21 protein-coding genes and 1 tRNA gene are annotated in these 21,133 nt (G+C 60.2%); 9 read left to right on the top strand and 13 right to left on the bottom strand.

The window, feature by feature from the left end; genetic code table 11:
* Nucleotides 1–285 precede the first annotated feature (285 nt).
* From ACTJJ6_RS18135 to aspA, 6 genes are all read right to left on the bottom strand, one after another.
* Nucleotides 286–361: transfer RNA gene (locus ACTJJ6_RS18135), tRNA-Phe, on the bottom strand.
* Nucleotides 362–521: 160 nt separating this feature from the next.
* On the bottom strand, nucleotides 522–1,097 hold the full coding sequence (gene dicD / locus ACTJJ6_RS18130; protein WP_116404187.1) for a division control transcriptional repressor DicD: 576 nt from the start codon (nucleotides 1,095–1,097) through the stop codon (nucleotides 522–524).
* 39 nt (nucleotides 1,098–1,136) lie between these two features.
* On the bottom strand, nucleotides 1,137–2,855 hold the full coding sequence (locus ACTJJ6_RS18125) for a protein-disulfide reductase DsbD (protein WP_440802949.1): 1,719 nt from the start codon (nucleotides 2,853–2,855) through the stop codon (nucleotides 1,137–1,139).
* Entirely contained in the window at nucleotides 2,831–3,154 is a 324-nt protein-coding gene (cutA, locus tag ACTJJ6_RS18120; protein WP_015376376.1) for a divalent cation tolerance protein CutA, read from the bottom strand. The genes ACTJJ6_RS18125 and cutA overlap by 25 nt, the downstream gene beginning before the upstream one ends.
* A 109-nt stretch (nucleotides 3,155–3,263) precedes the next feature.
* Nucleotides 3,264–4,565: an anaerobic C4-dicarboxylate transporter gene (locus ACTJJ6_RS18115; protein ID WP_440802945.1), complete on the bottom strand. Its 1,302-nt coding sequence runs from the start codon at nucleotides 4,563–4,565 to the stop codon at nucleotides 3,264–3,266.
* A gap of 125 nt (nucleotides 4,566–4,690) precedes the next feature.
* The gene (aspA, locus tag ACTJJ6_RS18110; RefSeq protein ID WP_004929659.1) at nucleotides 4,691–6,127 is read right to left on the bottom strand and encodes an aspartate ammonia-lyase; all 1,437 of its coding nucleotides are present in this window, start codon (nucleotides 6,125–6,127) and stop codon (nucleotides 4,691–4,693) included.
* Between the two features lie 368 nt (nucleotides 6,128–6,495).
* On the opposite strand from aspA, the gene ACTJJ6_RS18105 reads away from it, so the two are divergent.
* From ACTJJ6_RS18105 to ACTJJ6_RS18090, 4 genes are all read left to right on the top strand, one after another.
* A complete protein-coding gene (locus tag ACTJJ6_RS18105; RefSeq protein ID WP_004929660.1) occupies nucleotides 6,496–6,984 on the top strand; it encodes an FxsA family protein in 489 nt (162 codons plus the stop codon).
* Between the two features lie 189 nt (nucleotides 6,985–7,173).
* Entirely contained in the window at nucleotides 7,174–7,467 is a 294-nt protein-coding gene (locus tag ACTJJ6_RS18100; protein ID WP_004929661.1) for a co-chaperone GroES, read from the top strand.
* A gap of 44 nt (nucleotides 7,468–7,511) precedes the next feature.
* Nucleotides 7,512–9,158, top strand: a complete 1,647-nt coding sequence (groL, locus tag ACTJJ6_RS18095) for a chaperonin GroEL (protein WP_004929662.1) — start codon at nucleotides 7,512–7,514, stop codon at nucleotides 9,156–9,158.
* A 244-nt stretch (nucleotides 9,159–9,402) separates the two neighbouring features.
* A complete protein-coding gene (locus ACTJJ6_RS18090; protein WP_025305007.1) occupies nucleotides 9,403–9,747 on the top strand; it encodes a DUF4156 domain-containing protein in 345 nt (114 codons plus the stop codon).
* Between the two features lie 88 nt (nucleotides 9,748–9,835).
* On the opposite strand, the gene epmB is transcribed toward ACTJJ6_RS18090, so the two are convergent.
* Nucleotides 9,836–10,864 carry an EF-P beta-lysylation protein EpmB gene (gene epmB / locus ACTJJ6_RS18085; RefSeq protein WP_028127561.1) on the bottom strand — a complete coding sequence of 343 codons (1,029 nt, stop codon included), beginning with the start codon at nucleotides 10,862–10,864 and terminating at the stop codon, nucleotides 9,836–9,838.
* Between the two features lie 42 nt (nucleotides 10,865–10,906).
* Between epmB and efp the strand changes: the two genes are divergently transcribed.
* The 4 genes from efp (at nucleotide 10,907) to sugE (ending at nucleotide 12,437) form a co-directional block, all read left to right on the top strand.
* The gene (gene efp, locus ACTJJ6_RS18080; protein ID WP_004929666.1) at nucleotides 10,907–11,473 is read left to right on the top strand and encodes an elongation factor P; all 567 of its coding nucleotides are present in this window, start codon (nucleotides 10,907–10,909) and stop codon (nucleotides 11,471–11,473) included.
* A 70-nt stretch (nucleotides 11,474–11,543) separates the two neighbouring features.
* On the top strand, nucleotides 11,544–11,675 hold the full coding sequence (locus ACTJJ6_RS18075; RefSeq protein WP_004929667.1) for an entericidin A/B family lipoprotein: 132 nt from the start codon (nucleotides 11,544–11,546) through the stop codon (nucleotides 11,673–11,675).
* Nucleotides 11,676–11,795: 120 nt separating this feature from the next.
* The gene (locus ACTJJ6_RS18070) at nucleotides 11,796–11,927 is read left to right on the top strand and encodes an entericidin A/B family lipoprotein (RefSeq protein ID WP_004929668.1); all 132 of its coding nucleotides are present in this window, start codon (nucleotides 11,796–11,798) and stop codon (nucleotides 11,925–11,927) included.
* Nucleotides 11,928–12,119: 192 nt separating this feature from the next.
* Entirely contained in the window at nucleotides 12,120–12,437 is a 318-nt protein-coding gene (sugE, locus tag ACTJJ6_RS18065; RefSeq protein ID WP_004929669.1) for a quaternary ammonium compound efflux SMR transporter SugE, read from the top strand.
* Here sugE and blc read toward each other — a convergent pair.
* The 5 genes from blc to frdA form a co-directional block, all read right to left on the bottom strand.
* Nucleotides 12,431–12,964, bottom strand: a complete 534-nt coding sequence (gene blc, locus ACTJJ6_RS18060; protein ID WP_440802942.1) for an outer membrane lipoprotein Blc — start codon at nucleotides 12,962–12,964, stop codon at nucleotides 12,431–12,433. The genes sugE and blc overlap by 7 nt on opposite strands.
* Before the next feature lie 84 nt (nucleotides 12,965–13,048).
* On the bottom strand, nucleotides 13,049–13,408 hold the full coding sequence (gene frdD, locus ACTJJ6_RS18055) for a fumarate reductase subunit FrdD (protein WP_015376379.1): 360 nt from the start codon (nucleotides 13,406–13,408) through the stop codon (nucleotides 13,049–13,051).
* A 12-nt stretch (nucleotides 13,409–13,420) separates the two neighbouring features.
* The gene (gene frdC / locus ACTJJ6_RS18050; protein WP_015376380.1) at nucleotides 13,421–13,813 is read right to left on the bottom strand and encodes a fumarate reductase subunit FrdC; all 393 of its coding nucleotides are present in this window, start codon (nucleotides 13,811–13,813) and stop codon (nucleotides 13,421–13,423) included.
* Between the two features lie 15 nt (nucleotides 13,814–13,828).
* The gene (locus ACTJJ6_RS18045; protein ID WP_440802939.1) at nucleotides 13,829–14,563 is read right to left on the bottom strand and encodes a succinate dehydrogenase/fumarate reductase iron-sulfur subunit; all 735 of its coding nucleotides are present in this window, start codon (nucleotides 14,561–14,563) and stop codon (nucleotides 13,829–13,831) included.
* The gene (gene frdA, locus ACTJJ6_RS18040; protein ID WP_028127563.1) at nucleotides 14,556–16,352 is read right to left on the bottom strand and encodes a fumarate reductase (quinol) flavoprotein subunit; all 1,797 of its coding nucleotides are present in this window, start codon (nucleotides 16,350–16,352) and stop codon (nucleotides 14,556–14,558) included. The genes ACTJJ6_RS18045 and frdA overlap by 8 nt, the downstream gene beginning before the upstream one ends.
* 385 nt (nucleotides 16,353–16,737) lie before the next feature.
* On the opposite strand from frdA, the gene epmA reads away from it, so the two are divergent.
* A complete protein-coding gene (gene epmA / locus ACTJJ6_RS18035) occupies nucleotides 16,738–17,715 on the top strand; it encodes an elongation factor P--(R)-beta-lysine ligase (RefSeq protein WP_440802936.1) in 978 nt (325 codons plus the stop codon).
* Nucleotides 17,716–17,783: 68 nt separating this feature from the next.
* On the opposite strand, the gene mscM is transcribed toward epmA, so the two are convergent.
* Nucleotides 17,784–21,131: a miniconductance mechanosensitive channel MscM gene (mscM, locus tag ACTJJ6_RS18030; RefSeq protein WP_016929370.1), complete on the bottom strand. Its 3,348-nt coding sequence runs from the start codon at nucleotides 21,129–21,131 to the stop codon at nucleotides 17,784–17,786.
* Between the last annotated feature and the right edge of the window lie 2 nt (nucleotides 21,132–21,133).

Here is a 21,133-nt window from a genome sequence, read left to right as displayed (position 1 = left end):
GTTGAACAGCGCTTTAGCGCTGGCCCGCAGGGTGAGGCCCTTGGCCGAATAATCGAACGCAGTTCGATGGAGAGTCCGTATCCCAGAAAGCGAAAAACCCAGCCATAGGCTGGGTTCTCTAAATAGGGGGCCCGGACTCGGACAACCGGCGCTGGCGCCGCGTTGAACAGCGCTTTAGCGCTGGCCCGCAGGGTGAGGCCCTTGGCCGAATAATCGAACGCAGTTCGATGGAGAGTCCAGTCCCTGAAAAGCAAAAACCCAGCCATAGGCTGGGTTCTCTAAATATGGTGCCCGGACTCGGAATCGAACCAAGGACACGGGGATTTTCAATCCCCTGCTCTACCGACTGAGCTATCCGGGCAACGGGCAGCATTAAACCGTATTGGCCGATAGCCGTCAACGGCTTTATGCGTGAAAGACGCTAAAATACCTCCGGTTGCTGGCTTTTCAGGCAAAGGGCGCAAAAAATGCGCCTGTTGGGGCTATCGCCTCGGGGTGACGGCTTCACCAACCCTGCAGATTCAGCTCAACGCTCCGTTGCGCCGGCACTGCGCCACCTGCAAGATGTCTTCCGCCAGCCGTTTGGCGACCGATACGTCCTGGAGCTGGCGTTTTACCAGCAGTTTGCTCAGGCAACCTTCCTGAATCAGCTCCATTTGCTGCGCCACCATGTCGGCGTCGTCGGCGTCCATTTCACGCAGCAATTCGCGGGTCAGCTCCAGCGAGGTCAGCTTTTGCTGCTCCGCCAGTTGGTGGATCGGATGATCCGTTTCTGGGAAGAAGCTGCAGGCGGCGATAAACAGACAGCCGGGGTAGCGGTCTTGCTGCACGTATTCCGCCAGCACGTCATAGCGCGCCAGCAGCTTTTGCTGCGGGCTCAGGCTTTCGTCCAGCAGCAGCTGACGGCGCCAGGTGTCGATCTGTTGGCCGTGGTAGCGCAGGCAGTCGTACAGCAGCGCTTCGCGATCCGGCCAGAACCGTTTGAGATCGCCGGGCTGAACGTCGAGTTTTTCCGCCAGCATCTCTAATGTGGCGGTCGCCAGGCCCTGTTGTTCCAACAGGCCCAGCGCGGTATCAAGGACGTGTTCACGTTGCACTTGTGCTTCCTCCCATTCACTTCCGATCTTCAGTGTCAGTTATCGCATCACTTTCTGCAAATGCGCGTTGAAGGCTTCCGCCTTCATAAAACCGGTGACCCGCTGCGCCGTCAGTTCCTGGCCCGCCGGATCGAAGAACAGGATCGTCGGCAGCCCCAGCACCTGCAGATGCTTCAGCAGCGCCGCCTGTTCCGCGCTGTTGGCGGTCACATCCGCCTGCAGCAGCACCGCGTTGGCCAGGCTCGCCTGCACCGCCGCATCGCTGAAGGTGTATTTCTCGAATTCTTTACAGGCTACGCACCAGTCGGCGTACAGATCCAGCATCACCGGCTTGCCGCGCGCCTGTTGCAGCGCCAGATCGAGCTGTTCGACGTTGTTGATGCGGGTAAAGGCCAGGTGTGGCTGAGCGGCCTGCTGCGCCTGGTCGGCGCCGAAAGCCCAGTCCTGCAGCGGCCGTGCGGCGATCACCGCCGCCGCCAGCAGCAGCAGTTGCAGGGCGCGCGCCCAGCCGCGCGCGCTTCTCAGGCTCAGGGCGAAGGCCCAACCGAAGAACGCCAGGCCGAGCAGGCTCCACAAACGCATGCCCCACAGATCGTCGATCACTCGCTCCAGCAGGAACACCGGCAGCGCCAGAATGACGAAGCCGAAGGCCTCTTTCACGTACTGCATCCACGGGCCGCTGCGCGGCAGCAGGCGGTTGCCGAACAGGGTGACGATCACCAGCGGAATGCCCATCCCCAGCGCGTACAGGTATAGCGTGCCGCCGCCGGCCCACAGATTGCCGCTCTGGGCGATATACAGCAGGATGGCGCTGAGCGGCGCGGTGGTGCAGGGCGAGCAAATCAGCCCGGCCAGGGCGCCCATCAGGAACACGCCGGTCAGCGAGCCGCCGCGCTGGGTGTTGCTCCAGTTCGCCAGCCGGGTTTGCAGCGCCGAGGGCAGCTGCAGGGAATAGAGGCCGAACATCGATAGCGCCAGGGCGATGAACAGCGCCGACAGGCCGATCAGCACGTAAGGGTGTTGCAGCGCCGCCTGGAACTGCAATCCGGCGGCGGCCACTACCAATCCCAGCAAGGTGTAGGTGAGCGCCATGCCCTGCACGTAAACCACCGCCAGCGCCAGAATGCGGCCGCTGCTTTGCGGCCGGTCGCGGCCGAGAATGATGCCGGAGATCAGCGGGTACATCGGCAGCACGCAGGGGGTAAAGGCGATGCCGATGCCGATCAGCAATGCCCACAGCGGCGAAAACGGCAGGCTGGCCGGTGCGGCGGGCGCTTCAGCCGGTGCAGCGGCCGGGAGCGGGGCGGCAGCGTTTGCGCTGACGGCATCCAGCGGGATCACCCGGGTTTCCGGCGGATAGCAGAAACCGGCCTCGGCGCAGCCCTGATAGGTGACGCTGAGGCTGGCGTTGGCCGCCGCCTGTTGCAGAGGCACCTGCAGATTAAGCTGCTGCTTGAAGATGGCGACTTCGCCGAAGAACTCGTCCTTGTGGCTCAATCCTTCCGGCAGGGTAAAGGCGCCAAGCGTCGCCTGCTGGGGCACCAGTTTGATCTGCTGACGATACAGGTAATAGCCGGGGCGGATCTGCCAGTTCAGCGTTACCTGGTTGCCTTGCTGTTTGAAATCGAAAGCGAAGGCCCGATCGACGGGCACGAACTGGCTGCCGCCCGTCGGTGCGAACAGCGAAGCCTGCGCCGCCTGCGGCAGGAAGAACAGGCTGCACAGCAGCAAAATCAGTTTAATGAAGCGTTGATCCATGACAGGTAGTCTTTATCTCCGGCCATCACCGGCAAGACCAGCAGCTCGGGCGTCTGGTAGGGGTGATGTTGTTTCAGGGTGTCGAGCAGGGCCTGCTGACGGCGGCGATCGCTTTTGAACAGCATCTGCACCTCGTATTCCTGTTCCAGTTTCCCTTCCCAGTAATACAGCGAGGTGGCGCCGGGCAGCAGCGTGGCGCAGGCCGCCAGCTTATCGCCCAGGACCCGCGCCGCCAGTTCCTGGGCGCTGGCTTCATCGGGTGCGGTACAGAGTATGACGACAGCTTCGCAATCAGACATCTTCAGCCCTCTCATCGGTTCGAATGGGCACTATACCCTGAAGGCGGATTGGCTAGAAGGTGAGTTTATCGCCAAAAGTAAAACCGGGGCCGCAGCCCCGGTCGAAGCGTTACAGCATGACGCTGCCGAGCAGGAAGCCGAATACCACAGCGAAGATCACGCCCAGGGTGCCGGGAATGAAGAACGGATGGTTGAACACGAAGCGGCCGATGCGCGTGGTGCCGGTATCGTCCATCTGCACCGCGGCGACCAGCGTCGGGTAGGTCGGCAGGATGAACAGGCCGGAAACGGCGGCGAAGGAGGCGACGGCGGTCAGCGGCGACACGTTCAGCGCCAGCGCCATCGGCATCAGCGCCTTGGCGGTGGCAGCCTGCGAGTACAGCAGCGCCGAGCAGAAGAAGAAGATCACCGCCAGCAGCCACGGGTGCGCCTGAATGACGCTGCCGGCCGTCTCTTTGATCCAGTCTATGTTGGCCTGTACGAAGGTGTCGCCCAGCCAGGCGACGCCGAGGATACAGATACAGGCGCTCATGCCGGCCTTGAAGGTGCTGGAGTTCAGCACCATGTCGGTGTCGACGCGGCACAGCAGGGTGGTCAGCGTGGCGACGCTCAGCATGATGATCAGGATGGCGTTGGTGGTGTTCATCAGCGGCTTGGCCACCAGGCCCAGGCCCGGGCTGTTGATGATGGCGTAGGCGACCACGCACAGCACGCCCAGCAGGAACAGCAGCACCGAGGTTTTGGCGCGCGGTTTGATCGCCAGCGCGTTGTTGCCGCGCAGGGTGATTAGGCCTTCTTCCAGGCGTTTCAGGTACACCGGATCGTTAGACAGTTTGGAGTCGAACAGCCAGGTCACCAGCAGCGACATCACCAGCACCGCGCAGAAGGTGGACGGGATCACCACCATCAGCAGGTGCAGGTAGCTGACGCCGTGGCCTTCCATCACCGAAGACATGTACACCACCGCGGCGGAGATTGGCGAGGCGGTGATGGCGATCTGGGCGGAGACGACGGCGGTCGACAGCGGCCGGCAAGGTTTAATGCCCTGTTCTTTCGCCACTTCGGCGATCACCGGCAGCGCCGAGAGCGAGATGTTGCCGGTGCCGGCGAAGATGGTCAGGAAGTAGGTGACGATAGGGGCGAGAATGGTGATATGTTTGGGGTTCTTGCGCAGCAGCTTTTCGGTCTGCTGCACCAGGTAGTCCATCCCCCCGGCGACCTGCATGGCGGAGATCGCCGCGATCACCGCCATGATGATGGAAATCACGTCGAAAGGAATGCTGCCCGGCTTGACGCCGATCAGCGCCAGGACCAGAACGCCCAATCCCCCCGCGAACCCGATACCGATACCGCCCAACCTGGCCCCTAAAAAGATGGCCAGCAGAACGATAACCAATTCTACGGCTAGCATAGTGTTTACTCCTTAAAATGAGAGAAATTGAAAATCAAACGTTAAAATTTTGTGGGCGCCTAAAAGTAAAAAGGCACGCTATCCAGAGGATTTAGCGTGCCTTTCAGGGCTACCGGGTAGGTCTGTTATTGTTCATTTTCATCCGTATAGCGTTTGGCTTTATAGGCCGGGTGCATCAGGTTCTCCACGGAGAAGATGTCATCCAGCTCGGCTTCGGTCAGCAGGCCGCGTTCCAGCACCACTTCGCGCACGCTCTTGCCGGTTTCGGCGCAGATCTTCCCGACGATGTCACCGTTATGGTGGCCGATGAACGGGTTCAGATAGGTGACGATACCGATCGAGTTGAAGACGTAGTGTTCGCAGACTTCTTTATTCGCGGTGATGCCGTTAATGCATTTTTCCAGCAGGTTGTAACAGGCGTTGGTCAGGATGTGGATCGACTCGAACATCGCCTGGCCGATCACCGGCTCCATCACGTTCAACTGCAGCTGGCCCGCTTCGGCCGCCATGGTAACGCAAGTGTCGTTGCCAATCACCTTGAAACACACCTGATTGACCACTTCCGGCACCACCGGGTTCACTTTGGCCGGCATGATGGACGATCCCGCCTGCAGCTCCGGCAGGTTGATTTCGTTCAGGCCGGCGCGCGGGCCGGAGGAGAGCAGGCGCAGGTCGTTGCAGATTTTGGACAGTTTCACCGCCAGGCGTTTGAGCGCGCTGTGCACCATCACGTAGGCGCCGCAGTCGGAGGTGGCCTCGATCAGGTCTTCCGCCGGCACCACCGGCAGGCCGCTGACTTCCGCCAGTTTTTGCACCGCCAGCGGCTGATAGCCTTCCGGGGTGTTGAGCGCGGTGCCGATGGCGGTGGCGCCCAGGTTCACTTCCAGCAGCAGCTCCGCGGTGCGGTGCAGGTTGCGGGTCTCTTCGTTCAGCAGCACGCTGAAGGCGTGGAATTCCTGGCCGAGGGTCATCGGCACCGCGTCCTGCAGCTGGGTGCGGCCCATTTTCAGAATGGTTTCGAACTCTTTCGCCTTGCGATCGAAGCCTTCGCGCAGCTGGTTGATGGCGTCGATCAGTTTCTGGTTGGAGGCGTACACCGCGATGCGGAATCCGGTCGGGTAGGCGTCGTTGGTGGACTGGCATTTATTGAGGTGATCGTTCGGATTCAGGTACTGGTATTCGCCTTTTTGATGGCCCATCAGCTCCAGGCCGATGTTCGCCAGCACTTCGTTGGTGTTCATGTTCAGCGAGGTGCCCGCGCCGCCCTGGAATACGTCCACCGGGAACTGATCCATGCACTTGCCTTTATCCAGCACCTCGTCGCAGGCCTGGATGATCACGTCGGCGATTTTGCGCGGGATGGTTTTGAGTTCTTTGTTGGCCATCGCCGCGGCCTTTTTCACCATCACCATGCCGCGAACGAACTCAGGGACATCGCTGATTTTGCTGTTGCTGATGTAGAAGTTTTCAATCGCACGCAGAGTGTGAACTCCGTAGTAAGCGTCTGCGGGGACTTCACGTGTTCCTAACAGGTCTTCTTCGATACGAATGTTGTTTGACATGAGAACCTTCTCTATGTGTTGCTGCCGAATTAATAATTTGTCAGGTCAAGGCTAAAGGGCACAGCCTAAATTAATATTGCCGAAGGCTTGGGGCGTGAAACGATTAACCAAATCGCCCGTTGCTGCCCAGATCATATGCTGGTTGATAAGAAATGACTGAATCCAGATCACCTTATGGTGTTTAAGGATATGCCCTTTTCCGGTTCTGTGACTTCTTTCACGTTTGTGAACTTTAGCAATAAAAACCAGCTCTCGGTTGAAATGGTGGGGGGATGCCCTCATTGTAATGGTGTCGGCCGTTTACGGCCTCTTTTTTCGCGCCGTCGCCCCCTTGGCGGCCGCGCTTTACCTACCGATAGGAGAACCAGGTGCGCTGGTTACCGCTACTGCTGATATTTCTGCTGGCTTACATAGAAATATCCATCTTTATCAAAGTCGCCGCCGTGCTCGGCGTGGCTGTCACCCTGTTGCTGGTGGTGTTCAGCTCCTGCGTCGGCATTTCGCTGGTGCGCAATCAGGGCATGAAAACCTTCGTGCAGATGCAGCAAAAACTGGCGGCCGGCGAAAGCCCGGCGGCGGAAATGGTGAAAAGCGTTTCGCTGGTGCTGGCGGGCTTCCTGCTGCTGATTCCGGGCTTCTTCACCGACTTCCTCGGCCTGCTGCTGCTGCTGCCGCCGGTGCAAAAATCGCTGACGCTGAAGCTGATGCCGCATCTGTCGGTGTATCGCCCCGGCGGTTGGACGGGCGGCGACGCCGCCAACGGCAATACCTTTGACGGCGAATTCCAGCGCAAGGACGACGAGCGCCCGGTGCTGGAACATCGCCCGGACGAGGATCGCAAACCTCACGATCGTTAAGCAAACGCGGCCCAGGCCGCGTTTTTCATCTCTGCGGCACTCGCCGAACCAAAAATGCGAAATTTTTTTCGCTAGCCCCCTTGAAGGGGGCTGGAACGCCCCCATCTCAAATGCCACGAGGCCGGTAATAACAACCACCCGGTGTACAACCCTAAATCTGATAGAGACCTTCTTACAGGAGAGCGTTCAATGAGTATTCGTCCATTGCATGACCGCGTTATCGTCAAGCGCAAAGAAGTTGAATCAAAATCTGCTGGCGGCATCGTCCTGACTGGCTCTGCTGCGGGTAAATCCACTCGCGGTGAAGTGGTTGCAGTGGGTAAAGGGCGTGTGCTGGAAAACGGCAACATCCAACCGCTGGATGTGAAAGTTGGCGATATCGTGATTTTCAACGACGGCTACGGCGTGAAAGCAGAGAAGATCGACAATGAAGAAGTGTTGATCATGTCCGAAAGCGACATTCTGGCAATTGTTGAAGCGTAATTGCGCTTTATCTTCTGAACTGAACGAGTTGAAGGGAAATACCAATGGCAGCTAAAGACGTAAAATTCGGCAATGACGCTCGCGTGAAAATGCTCCGCGGCGTGAATGTTCTCGCTGATGCAGTAAAAGTGACCCTGGGCCCGAAAGGCCGCAACGTAGTGCTGGATAAATCTTTCGGCGCGCCGACCATCACCAAAGACGGCGTTTCCGTTGCGCGTGAAATCGAGCTGGAAGACAAGTTCGAGAACATGGGCGCACAGATGGTGAAAGAAGTGGCCTCCAAAGCGAACGACGCGGCGGGCGACGGCACCACCACGGCAACCGTACTGGCTCAATCCATCATCACCGAAGGCCTGAAAGCGGTTGCTGCCGGCATGAACCCCATGGATCTGAAGCGCGGCATCGACAAAGCGGTTGTCGCTGCGGTTGAAGAACTGAAAAAACTGTCCGTACCTTGCTCCGATTCCAAAGCTATCGCTCAGGTGGGCACCATCTCCGCCAACTCCGACGAAACCGTGGGTAAACTGATCGCGGAAGCGATGGAGAAAGTGGGCAAAGAAGGCGTTATCACCGTTGAAGAAGGCACCGGCCTGCAAGACGAGCTGGACGTGGTTGAAGGTATGCAGTTCGACCGCGGTTACCTGTCCCCATACTTCATCAACAAGCCGGAAACCGGTTCTGTTGAGCTGGAAAGCCCGTTCATCCTGCTGGCTGACAAGAAGATCTCCAACATCCGCGAAATGCTGCCGGTGCTGGAAGCCGTTGCCAAAGCAGGCAAACCGCTGCTGATCATCGCTGAAGACGTTGAAGGTGAAGCGCTGGCGACCCTGGTGGTCAACACCATGCGCGGCATCGTGAAAGTGGCTGCCGTTAAGGCGCCTGGCTTCGGCGACCGTCGTAAAGCCATGCTGCAGGACATCGCGACCCTGACTGCCGGTACCGTTATCTCTGAAGAGATCGGTCTGGAGCTGGAAAAAGCCACCCTGGAAGACCTGGGTCAGGCGAAACGCGTTGTCATCAACAAAGACACCACCATCATCATCGATGGCGTGGGCGACGAAGCGACCATCCAGGGCCGCGTTGCTCAGATCCGTCAGCAGATCGAAGAAGCGACCTCTGACTACGATCGTGAAAAACTGCAGGAGCGCGTAGCGAAACTGGCCGGCGGCGTTGCCGTTATCAAGGTTGGCGCAGCGACTGAAGTTGAAATGAAAGAGAAGAAAGCACGCGTTGAAGACGCCCTGCACGCGACCCGCGCTGCAGTGGAAGAAGGCGTGGTTGCCGGCGGTGGCGTCGCGCTGATCCGCGTTGCAGGCAAAATCGCCGCGCTGAAAGGCGACAACGAAGACCAGAACGTGGGTATCAAAGTTGCGCTGCGCGCAATGGAAGCCCCTCTGCGTCAGATCGTGGTCAACGCCGGTGAAGAAGCTTCCGTTATCGCCAACCAGGTGAAAGCGGGCGAAGGCAGCTACGGCTACAACGCTTACTCTGAAGAATACGGCGACATGATCGCGATGGGTATCCTGGATCCAACCAAAGTGACCCGTTCTGCTCTGCAGTACGCGGCTTCCGTGGCTGGCCTGATGATCACCACCGAATGCATGGTCACCGACCTGCCGAAGGCTGACGCACCGGATCTGGGCGCAGCAGGCGGCATGGGTGGCATGGGCGGTATGGGCGGCATGATGTAATCATCCCCCACACGCTTGTGTGCTGAGAACCCCGGTCAAGTGACCGGGGTTTTTTTATGCCTGAGCGCCGCCGCACTGTATTTGATGATATTTTTGCCGCCGGAGGCGATTTAACTGGTAAACTGGTAAGTCATCAGCTGTCGCTCAAGACGTTGGCCCGCTAGCCGTGGCAACGGATGCTTAAGAGATGGCATCGCTTTCTGATAAGCTTTTGCGTAATTCTCAACATCGAATGGGGAACAAGATGCGGATTAAAGCCTTACTGGGTCTTTCGGCAGCGATGCTGCTGGCGGGTTGCAGCACCACTCATGAACTGACCGCTGCGGGTCAGCAGATCAAGTTCACCGACAGCAAGCCGGCGGCGGAATGCCAGCTGCTGGGGGAAGTGACCGGCACCCAGAGCAACTGGCTGTCCGGCAACGGCGGTGAGGGCAGCTCCATGCGCGGTGCGGCCAACGATCTGCGCAACAAGGCGGCGGCGATGGGCGGCAACGTCATTTACGGCGCCAACAGCCCAAGCCAGAACCTGCTCTCCAGCTTCGCGCCGCTGGACAGCAAAATGGTCGGCCAGGTTTACAAGTGCCCGTAAGGCGCTGAGGCCAAACGCCGCACAGAGATAAAAAAAGAGGAATGCCACGGCATTCCTCTTTTCGTTCCATCGGGCCATGTGGCGCGCGTCATTCCTGCATCAGGCGCAGGTCGATCGGCGTTTTGCTCGGTTCGCCGCCCACTTCACGCGTCAGGCGCGGCACCAGATAACCGGACACCTTGCTCAGCAGCGCCTGCATGATGACGCGCGCTTCATCGTCGCTGACCATGAAGTGCGCCGCGCCCTGCACCTTGTCCAGCACGTGGATATAGTAGGGCAGGATGCCGGCGTCGAACAGCGCGTTGCTGAGCGCCGCCAGCGTGTCGGCATCGTCGTTGACGTCGCGCAGCAACACGCTCTGGTTGAGCAGCGTGACGCCGGCGAGGCGCAGCTGGGCCATGGCGCTCCGCAGCTCGCGGTCGATTTCGTTGGCGTGGTTGATGTGTGTGACCATCAGCACCTGCAGGCGCGAGGCTGACAGCAGGCGGCACAACGCCGGCGTAATGCGCGCCGGGATCACCACCGGCAGACGGGTGTGAATGCGCAGGCGTTTCAGGTGCGGGATGGCCTCCAGTTCGCCGACCAGCCACTCCAACTCGCTGTCTTTGGCCATCAGCGGATCGCCGCCGGAAAAAATGATCTCGTCGAGTTCCGGGTGTTGGCGGATATAATCCAGCGCCTGCCGCCAGTTGTTCTTGTTGCCCTGATTATCCTGATAGGGGAAGTGGCGGCGGAAGCAGTAACGGCAGTTGACCGCACAGCCGCCTTTGACCAGCAGCAGCGCGCGATTGCGGTATTTGTGCAGCAGGCCCGGCACCACGCTGCGCTGCTCATCGAGCGGATCGGTGGTGAACCCTGGGGCGTTGATGAACTCTTCTCTGGCGGTCAGCACCTGGCGCAGCAGCGGGTCGTTGGCATCGCCGGGGCGCATGCGCGCAGCGAAGGCGCGCGGCACGCGCAGGGCAAACAGCCGGCGGGCATCTCGCCCCTGCGGCAGTTCCGGGTGCGTATTCAGTGACAAAAGCTGCAGTAATTCATCGGGATCGGTAATAACATCGGCGAGTTGATGCAACCAATCTTCTCTATGTGCCGTACTTTGGGTTATAATGTGTGCCATTTTTTTGGCTAAGCTACCAGTTCAAATATTCAGAGGGCCATCATGGCGACTTATTCTAGCAACGATTTCCGTCCGGGTCTTAAAATCATGTTCGAGGGCGAACCTTACGCCGTCGAAGCCAGTGAGTTCGTTAAGCCGGGCAAAGGCCAGGCGTTTGCACGCGTGAAAATGCGTCGTCTGCTGACCGGCACCCGCGTGGAAAAAACCTTCAAGTCTACCGATTCTTGCGAAGGCGCAGACGTGATGGACACCAACATGAACTACCTGTACAGCGACGGTGAGTTCTACCACTTCATGCACCCTGAGTCTTTCGAACAGCATCAGGTTGACGGCAAAACCGTCGGTGACGCGGCCAAATGGCTGCAGGATAACGCAGAGTGCATCATCACCCTGTGGGATGGCCGTCCAATCGCCGTTCAGCCGCCGAACTTCATCGAAGCGGAAATCACCGATACCGATCCTGGCCTGAAAGGCGATACCGCAGGGACTGGCGGCAAGCCGGCGACCCTGAGCACCGGCGCCGTGGTGAAAGTGCCGTTGTTCGTCCAGATCGGCGAAGTGATCAAGGTTGACACTCGTTCTGGCGAATACGTCTCTCGCGTTAAATAAGTTTCAAAACAGAGGAACCCTGGCGGTTCCTCTGTTTTACCCCATCCCCGTTCGTTGGCAGAAAATCCGCATGTTCAAGAAAACGTTGTTGGCCGTGCTCTCCCTGTTGTTCCTTTTCTCCCTCAGCAGTTGCAATACGTTTCGCGGTTTCGGCGAAGACGTTCAGCATCTCGGCGGCGCCATTTCGCGCACGGCCAGCTGACCCGGCCCTTAACCCGATGTATTCGCGCCACAAAGCCGGTGGCGATTCCACTCTCTGCGCCAATTTTGACTACGCTTAGAAAGCCGTACTTTTTCATCAACGACAAATAAGGACTTTCTTATGCTGAAGAAAAGTATTATCGCGATCTTCTCTTTGATGATTTTGAGCTCGCTGACCGCCTGCAACACCACCCGCGGCGTGGGTGAAGACATTCAGGCCGGCGGCAAGGCTATTCAGCGCAGCGCGGAATAATCCGCATTCCACCCGGCGGCGTTCCCGCTGCGGAGGGCCGCCGCATTTCCACCTCTTGCTTGCGCGTTAACGCTGCTGCTATCCTGCCGCAGTGCGGGTGAGGTTGCCCGCCATTCATCACTCAGCTGAACGGGACGACCCGTTTACGCGTCATTTTATCGGGGACGACCCCAGTGGTAGGGAGGCCGTCTCATGGCCTGGATTATTTTGCTTATCGCCGGTTTGCTCGAAGTGGTTTGGGCTATCGGTCTGAAATACACCCACGGTTTTACCCGGCTGACGCCGAGCATCATCACCATCGCCGCAATGGTGGTCAGCATGTTGCTGTTGGCCAACGCCATGAAAACGCTGCCCGCCGGCACCGCCTACGCGGTGTGGACCGGCATCGGCGCGGTGGGCGCGGCCATCATGGGCATGGTGCTGTTGGGGGAATCGACCAATATTGCGCGCATCATCAGCCTGTGCCTGATCGTGGTCGGCATACTCGGGCTGAAGTTCAGCAGTCACTGATCGGCGGACTGCTGCACCCAGATCAGCGCATCGGTGGCGAAACCGTAGCCCTTGGCTGTCTGCAATAAACGGTCGCGTACGCTGGCGTCAAGCGTCGGCGTGCGCGACAGGATCCACAGATAGTCGCGGTTCGGGCCGCAAACCAGCGCGTAGCGATACGCCGGATCCAGGGCAATCACGTTGTAGCCGCCATAGAAGGGACCGAAGAACGACACTTTCAGCGCCGCGACCTGCGGTGAACCGATAAAGTAGGCTTTGCCTTCGCTTTCTTGCCATTGCTGTTTCTGCGGATTGAAGCCGCGATTGATGACTTTCAGTCCGCCGTCGGCACGCGGGCTGTAGTGGGCGGTCACCTGCTGTAAACCGCGTTCGAAGCGATGATCCAGACGTGCAATCTCATACCAGGTGCCGAGATAGCGCTGGCTGTCGAAAGGGGTCACGACCTTGATGTCTTTAGGCGGGGAGATGCTGCAAGCGACGGAAAGCAGGGCGGAAAGCATGACGCTAAGCTTTGACCATAAACGCATCGGTGACTCCTGTTTACCGGGGGCGAGTAGACAGTGTAGCCGATGAGAAAAGGGCGGCCAACGGGCGTTGGCCGCCTGAGCGGTTTACAGCGTGACGACGCCGATGACGGTGACGACGCTAAGGATCGCCGCCAGACCGTAGAACACCCACTTGCCGGCCGGCACGTGGATCTTCAGATCGTGCATCGCATGGTGGATGCGGTGCAGGCCGCACCACAGCGGCAGAATGATCATCATTAGCAGGAACAGGCGGCCGATCAGGCTCTGGCAGAACGCCAGCACGCGCTCGTAACCCAGCGCCTCACCGGGGAACAGCCCCAGCGGCAGCAGAATGCCGACCAGCAGCACGATGGCCGGCGCGACGATCGCGCCCCACATGCCGCCGGCGCCGAACAATCCCCAGAAAACCGGCTCGTCGGAACGTTTAGGTGCTTGATTTATCATGTTTCCTCCGGATTAGATCAGGGCCACGGCCAGGATGACCACGCTGACGACGATGGTGACGGCCCACAGCCCTTTCACGATGGGGCCCGGCCCCATTTTCTCGCTGTTGACCACGATATTGGCGGCCTTCGGCGCCAGATCGAACCAGGTTTTGGTGTGCAGCGCCGCCGCCAGCAGGGCGACGACGTTGATCAACAGCACCAGCGGATTCTGCAAGAAACTGACGAAGCCGGCCCAGCTCTCGGCGCCGCCCTTCAGCGCGAACACGCCGTACAGCAGCACGATGCTGAACCACACCGCCAGCACCGAGGTGCCTTCGCGCAGCATGTAGAAACGGTAGAAGCCGAGCTTTTGCCACCAGGTGGGCGTCATGGTGCGCACATAGGGCTTACGTTGAGTTGTCATGGCAATTTTTCTCCCTTATTGCGGCTTCAGCATGGCGATCATGAAGTCTTTGGCGCTCTCCACCTTGCCCTGCTGGATGGCGGCGGCGGGATCGACGTGTTTCGGGCAGACTTCAGAGCAATAGCCGACGAAGGTGCAGCTCCAGACGCCGTTTTGGCCGTTGAGCTGCGGCATGCGCTGTTTCTTGCCGTGGTCGCGGTTGTCCAGGTTATAGCGGTGCGCCAGCGTGATCGCCGCCGGGCCGATAAACTCGGGGTTGAGGCCGAACTGCGGGCACGCGGCGTAGCACAGGCCGCAGTTGATGCAGCCGGAGAACTGGTGGTATTTGGCCATCTGCGCCGGGGTCTGCACGTTCGGGCCATCCTCCGGTTTGCGATCGTTGCCGATGATGTACGGTTTGATCGCCTCCAGGCTCTCGATGAAGTGGGTCATGTCGACCACCAGATCGCGCTCGATCGGGAAGTTGCCCAGCGCTTCGACCTTCATGCCGCCGACGTAGTCGCGCAGGAAGGTTTTGCACGCCAGCTTCGGCACGCGGTTGACCATCATGCCGCAGGAGCCGCAGATCGCCATGCGGCACGACCAGCGGTAGGAGAGGTCTGGCGCCAGGTTATCCTTGATGTAGCTCAGCGCATCAAGCAGCGAGGTCTGTTCATCATAAGGCACGGCGTAAGTGACGAAATGCGGCTCGGCGTCACTTTCCGGGTTATAGCGCATGACGTCGATCTTCAGGGTTTGCATCTCAGCCATTTGCCTGCTCCTTATTCTTTTTCTCCTGCGCTTCGGCTTCTGCGCCGTAGACGCGTTTGGCCGGCGGCAGTTTGGTGATTTTCACGTCGCTGTATTCGAGACGCGGCGCGCCCTGCGGGTTATGGAACGCCAGCGTATGCTTGAGGAAGTTGACGTCGTCACGCTCGGTGCAGCCTTCGTCCAGGCGCTGATGGGCGCCGCGCGACTCTTTGCGGTTAAACGCGGAGTGCGCCATACATTCGGCGACGTCCAGGCCGTAGCCCAGCTCGATGGTGTACAGCAGATCGGTATTGAACACGCTGGAGTTGTCGGTGATTTTGACGCGTTTGAAGCGCTCTTTCAGCTCGGCCAGCTTATCGATGGTTTTTTGCATCAGCTCCGGCGTGCGGTAGATGCCGCAGCCTTCTTCCATCGACAGCCCCATTTCGTCGCGGATCTTCGCCCAGTTTTCGTTGCCTTCCTGCTTCATCAGGTTGCTCAGGCGGGTTTCGACGTCGCGGGTTTGCGCATCCAGCGCGCTGCCGTTGGCCGGCGCGGTTTCCAGCGCGCGGCGCGCCGCATGCTCACCGGCGACGCGGCCGAACACCACCAGTTCCGCCAGCGAGTTGGAGCCGAGGCGGTTGGCGCCGTGCAGGCCGACGGAGGAGCACTCGCCGACCGCGAACAGCCCCTTGATGCGGGTTTCACAGTTCTGGTCGGTTTCAATGCCGCCCATGGTGTAGTGCGCGGTAGGGCGCACCGGGATCGGATCTTTCACCGGATCGACGCCGACATAGGCCTTGGCCAGTTCGCAGATGAACGGCAGCCGTTCCAGCAGCTTTTTCTCGCCCAGGTGGCGCAGATCGAGGTAGACCACGTCGCCGCGTGGGGTGGCGATGGTGCGGCCGGCGCGCCATTCGTGCCAGAAGGCCTGGGACACTTTGTCGCGCGGGCCCAGCTCCATGTATTTGTTCTTCGGCTCGCCCAGCGGGGTTTCCGGGCCCATGCCGTAGTCTTGCAGGTAGCGGTAGCCGTCTTTGTTCACCAGGATGCCACCTTCGCCGCGGCAGCCCTCGGTCATCAGGATGCCGGAACCGGGCAGGCCGGTCGGGTGATACTGCACGAACTCCATGTCGCGCAGCGGTACGCCGTGGTGGAACGCCATGCCCATGCCGTCGCCGGTGACGATGCCGCCGTTGGTGTTGTAGCGGTAAACGCGCCCGGCGCCGCCGGTGGCCATCACCACCGCGTTGGCGCGGATCTGCACGCGGGTGCCTTCCATCATGTTGAGCGCCACCAGGCCGCGCGCCTGGCCGTCATCCACCAGGATATCCAGCACGAAGTGCTCGTCGAAGCGTTGAATTTGCGGGTATTTCAGCGAGGTCTGGAACAGGGTGTGCAGCATGTGGAAGCCGGTCTTGTCGGCGGCGAACCAGGTGCGTTCGATCTTCATGCCGCCGAAACGCCGCACGTTGACCGAACCGTCCGGTTTGCGGCTCCACGGGCAGCCCCATTGTTCGAGCTGGGTCATCTCGCGCGGGCACTGATGCACGAAGTGATCGACCACGTCCTGCTCGCACAGCCAGTCGCCGCCGGCGACGGTGTCGTGGAAGTGGTAGTCGAAGGTATCATGATCCTGAGTGACGGCGGCGGAGCCCCCCTCGGCGGCGACCGTGTGGCTGCGCATCGGGTAGACCTTAGAGATCAGCGCGATTTTCAGTTGGGGATTGGCTTCCGCTGCGGCTATTGCTGCACGTAAACCAGCGCCCCCGGCCCCAATAATGGCAAGATCGGCGTTAAAGGTTTGCACTGCATTCCTCCAATGTTCTTGTTAAGAACGGCAAGTTAAATATCTATGCTTAAAATTTAGCGAACTCTTCGGGTGCTAACTAATTGAACCGATTAATGTTGCTTAAAGGTTAAGGATAGATATCTCCCACCAATAATGGGGAATTAACTATACCTAAAGTTAAGTAGTCGAAATTTGATGTGATCGATTGTTTTGTCGATTAACGCTTGCCCAACAGGCTTGCCTGCCTTTTCGCGCGTTCGGCGTGCTTTACCCTTTTTAACGCGCTTTTGCCGCCTATTTATCGGAAATTGGCGTTATGGCCGGTTGCGCATCGTGAAGAATTTGTTTGGCTGCAAGGATGCGAGTAGACTGCATCCCCTGTTTGATTTCGGAGTTAATTACCATGAGCGAAACGGCAAGCTGGCAGCCTAGTGCACCCATCGCCAATTTGTTGAAACGCGCAGCGATTCTGGCTGAGATCCGGCGTTTCTTCGCCGATCGTGGCGTGCTGGAAGTTGAGACGCCCACCATGAGCCAGGCGACGGTCACCGACGTTCACCTGTTCCCGTTCGAGACGCGTTTCGTCGGGCCGGGGGCGGCAGAGGGCCTGACGCTATACATGATGACCAGCCCGGAATATCACATGAAGCGCCTGCTGGCGGCGGGCAGCGGCCCGATCTACCAAATGGGGCGCAGCTTCCGCAATGAAGAGGCCGGGCAGCACCATAACCCCGAATTCACCATGCTGGAGTGGTACCGTCCGCACTACGACATGTACCGCCTGATGAATGAGGTGGACGATCTGCTGCAACAGGTGCTGGACTGCGAGAGCGCGGAGACCCTGTCCTATCAGCAAGCGTTCCTGCGCCATCTGGACATCGATCCGCTGTCGGCGGAGAAGGCGCAGCTGCGCGAAGCGGCGGCCAAACTCGATCTGAGCAACATCGCCGATACCGAAGAAGATCGCGATACGCTGCTGCAGCTGCTGTTCACCGTGGGCGTGGAACCGCATATCGGCCGTGAAAAGCCGGCGTTCGTTTACCACTTCCCGGCCAGCCAGGCGGCGTTGGCGGAGATCAGCACCGAAGACCACCGCGTGGCGGAGCGCTTCGAGGTGTATTTCAAGGGCATTGAGCTGGCGAACGGTTTCCGCGAGCTGACCGACGGCCGTGAACAACAGCAGCGCTTCGAGCAGGACAACCGCAAACGCGCGGAGCGCGGTCTGCCGCAGCAACCGATCGACTACAACCTGTTGGCGGCATTGCAGCACGGCATGCCGGAATGTTCCGGCGTAGCGCTGGGCGTGGATCGTCTGGTGATGCTGGCGCTGGGCGCCGAGAGCCTGAGTGACGTGTTGGCCTTCCCGGTCGGGATCGCCTGACGTTTCAGGCGGTGAAAAAAGCAAAAAGGGTCGGCAAATGCCGACCCTTTTTTTATCGCGAGAAGCGCTTACAGCCCCCCGGCGTCGCGCTTGGTGTTCGGCGCCGGCGTAGACGGCGGCGTACGGCCGTTGTTGGTCAACCGCGACAGCGTCTCGGTGCGCACCTGGAACGGCGGGTACGGCAGCGTGATGCCGTGCTCGCGATAGCCCGCCAGGATCAGCTGGTGGATCTCGTGGCGCAGCGGCATGCGGTGGCCCATCTCGGCGGCGTAAATACGCATCTCGAAGATCTGGATGCCCTGTTGCAGATCGACCAGGTAAACCTCCGGCGCCGGATTATCCAGCACCAGCGAACAGCGCTCGGCGGCGTTCATCAGGATCTTGGTCACCTCCTCGCTGTTGGCTTCGCCCGGCGCCGGTACGGTCAGCACCACACGGGTCAGGGTGTCCGACAGCGACCAGTTGACGAACTGTTCGGTGATGAACGCTTTGTTCGGCACGATGATCTCTTTGCGATCCCAGTCCGAAATGGTGGTGGCGCGGGTATTGATCTTGGTGACGGTGCCGGTCAGGTTGCGGATCGTCACGGTGTCGCCGATGCGGATCGGTTTCTCGAACAGGATGATCAGGCCGGAGATGAAGTTGGAGAAGATCTCCTGCATGCCGAAGCCCAACCCCAGACTGAGCGCGGTAACCACCCACTGCAGTTTTGACCATTCGATGCCGATCCAGGCGAAGCTGAGCACCGCGCCGAACAGCAGCAGCAAGTACTTGGTGATGGTGGTGATGGCGTAGCCGGTGCCCGGCGACAGATCCAGGTGCTGCAGCACCGCCAGCTCCAGCAGCGCCGGCAGGTTGCGCACCAGCTGCATGGTGATGATCAGCACCAGAATGGCGATCAGCACCGCGCCGAGAGTGATCGGATGGGCGGTCTCCACACCGTTGACCGTCGAAGTCACGTCCCACAGCGAGATGTTTTCCAGGAAGGCGAACGCGGAGTGGATCTCGGACCACAGCACGATCACCGACACCAGCGCGATCAGCGTCAGGATCGACCGCACCAGCCGCAGCGACTGGGCGCTGATGGTGTCCAGATCGAAGTCCGAATCGTCCGGATCGATGGCGCCTTCGGTGCTGTTTGGGGTGTGCGAGGTCTCGTCTTCGCCGCGGGCGCGCTGGGCCAGGATATCGGCGCGGCGCTGTTTGGCGCGATCGAAGGCGATGCGCCGCCGTTGGATCAGCATCCAGCGGCGGATGATGTGGTAGATGACCAGCAGCAGGAACCAGATCGCCACCGAGGTTTCCAGGCGCGCCAACAGCGCCTGCGCGGTGGTGAGGTAACCGACGGTCGACGCCAGCGCCGCCAGCAGCGGCGCCGACAGCAGCAGCCCCCAGAAGGCGCTGTTGAGCATGTTGTCGCCGGAGCCGTTTTTATCCAGATACAGCGGAATGCCGGCGCGTTTCAGGCTGTGGGTGACCAGCGCCAGCGCCAGACACAGCAGGATAAAGCACAGCCGCCCCAGGGTGTTGGCGAACTCGCGTTCTTTCAGGCTATCGAAGGTGATCAGCGCCATGATCAGCGGCACGATCAGCCAGATCGACATCTTGTAGTAGCGCATGGCGCGCGAAACCTGCTTCGCCGGCCAGCGGAAGTGCACGATGAACAGCCCCTGCGGGTGGGCGAAGGCGGCGCAGATCATGCAGATCCACAGGATCGGCAGCGTGGCGGTCACCCCTTTGCCGATCGCTTCCGCCACCGGGTAGTTCCAGGCGCTCTGCAGGCCGTAACCGAGCGCGGCCCACAGCACCGGCAGCGGCATCGCCACCAGAATCGACCAGAACACGGTGCGCACCGTCAGGAAGAATTCGTCCTGCGTCACCTTGCCGACGCGGCTGCTGGCGCGCTCGAGGAAGGCGTGATAGTGCTTGCGCGAACTGATGCTGAAAATCACCAGCAGCAGGGCGCCGAAGATCGGGATCAGCGTTTCGCGGCTGGTCACCATCATCATGAAGGCGCCGCCGAGCTGCGACAGCGTGTCCAGCGACAGGACGCGGGTCAGATCGTGCGCCACGTTGAGCGGATAAGAGAAGTTGATCGGATTGACGTCCGGCACCCAGAACAGATAGCGGTGGGTGGCGTCGCGGATCTCGTTCAACGCTTCGATCAACTGGGTGTTGGCCACCTTCAGCTTGGTCAGCTCAAGGATTTGGGTGTCGCAACCGGACAACAACGAGTTGAGCAGCTCGCGCTGGGTGCGCAGCTGGGCATCGACGATGCGCTGCTCCTGGTTGGTCAGCGCGCTGCCGTCGTCGCGCTTGAATTCGCGCTGCGACAGTTTTTCCAGCTGGTTTTCAAACTGCAGGCGCTGCACGCGCAGCTGGGCCATGTCGCCGTCCAGCTGTTGCGGCTTGGGCATTTCCGGCAGCGTCGCCACCTGGGCGCGCAGGGTTTCCCCCAGCGCCGACGACGAGCCGAGCCATTGGGCCTGTTCGATGATGGTGCTCAGCGCCTGGCGCACCTGCAGCGTCTGCGCCGCCGCCTGCCGCTGCTGCGACGAAATCAGATCCATGCGCTGCGCCTGGCTGTTCAGCGCGGCGGACAGTTCGCGGTTGATCTGCAGCTGTTGGCTGATGCTTCTTGGCAAATCGCCGTTCTGCTCGGCCAACTGCTCGGTTTTTTCCAGCGCCAGTTCCGCTTCGCGTTGGCGCTGGGCGTTGAGGTTGTTGCGCAGCGCCTGCAGCTGAACGTCTATTTTCTCGTGGCGCTTTTTATAGACCTCGGCGCGCATGCGCGCCAGCTCCTGCCGGTTGTTGGCCGACAGCTGCGCCAGCTCCAGCTCGTCCACTTTGGCTTTGCGCGCCGCCGCTTCGGTCTGCAGCAGGGCCAGGGCGGCCTGCGCGTACGGCGTGGTCGGGTTGGCGGGCTGCGCCTGCAGGCGGCGCTGCACTTCCGTCAGCGCACGGCGAGCGTCGGTCTGCTGCTGCGGCAACTGGCCGAGCGAATCGCTGATTTCCCGCGTGCGATCCTGCTCTTGCTGCAGCAGGCGCGCCTGTTCCAGCAGCAGGCTGCTGGTTTGCAGGATCTGCTGTTCCAGCTCGGCGGCCGGCAGATCGTCGCCGTTCGGCAGGATCTTGTTGCTTTCCAGCACCAACTGACGGCGCAGTTCCTGCGTCATCTTCGGGAAATCGTCGATCACTCTCTGATACTGCTCGGAGCGAGTCTGCGACTCTTTGCGCTCCGTCAGCCAGTTGAGGGCGCTTTGCAGCGCCTCGGTGGTTTCCGCCTGATTCGGCGCGTTTTTGCTGCTTTCCGCCTGCTTCAGCTCCTGTTTGAGCTGGGTCTCGGTCGGCACGGGGGCGGCCAGCGCCGGTTGCCACAGCAGGCAACCGAGCAAAAGCGTGATGATCAGGCGCACGG

Source organism: Serratia sp. 22278, from assembly GCF_052045405.1.
GTDB lineage: Bacteria > Pseudomonadota > Gammaproteobacteria > Enterobacterales > Enterobacteriaceae > Serratia > Serratia marcescens.
The sequence above is the reverse complement of the archived record's forward strand: the minus strand, read 5'-3'. Positions and strand labels throughout refer to the sequence as shown.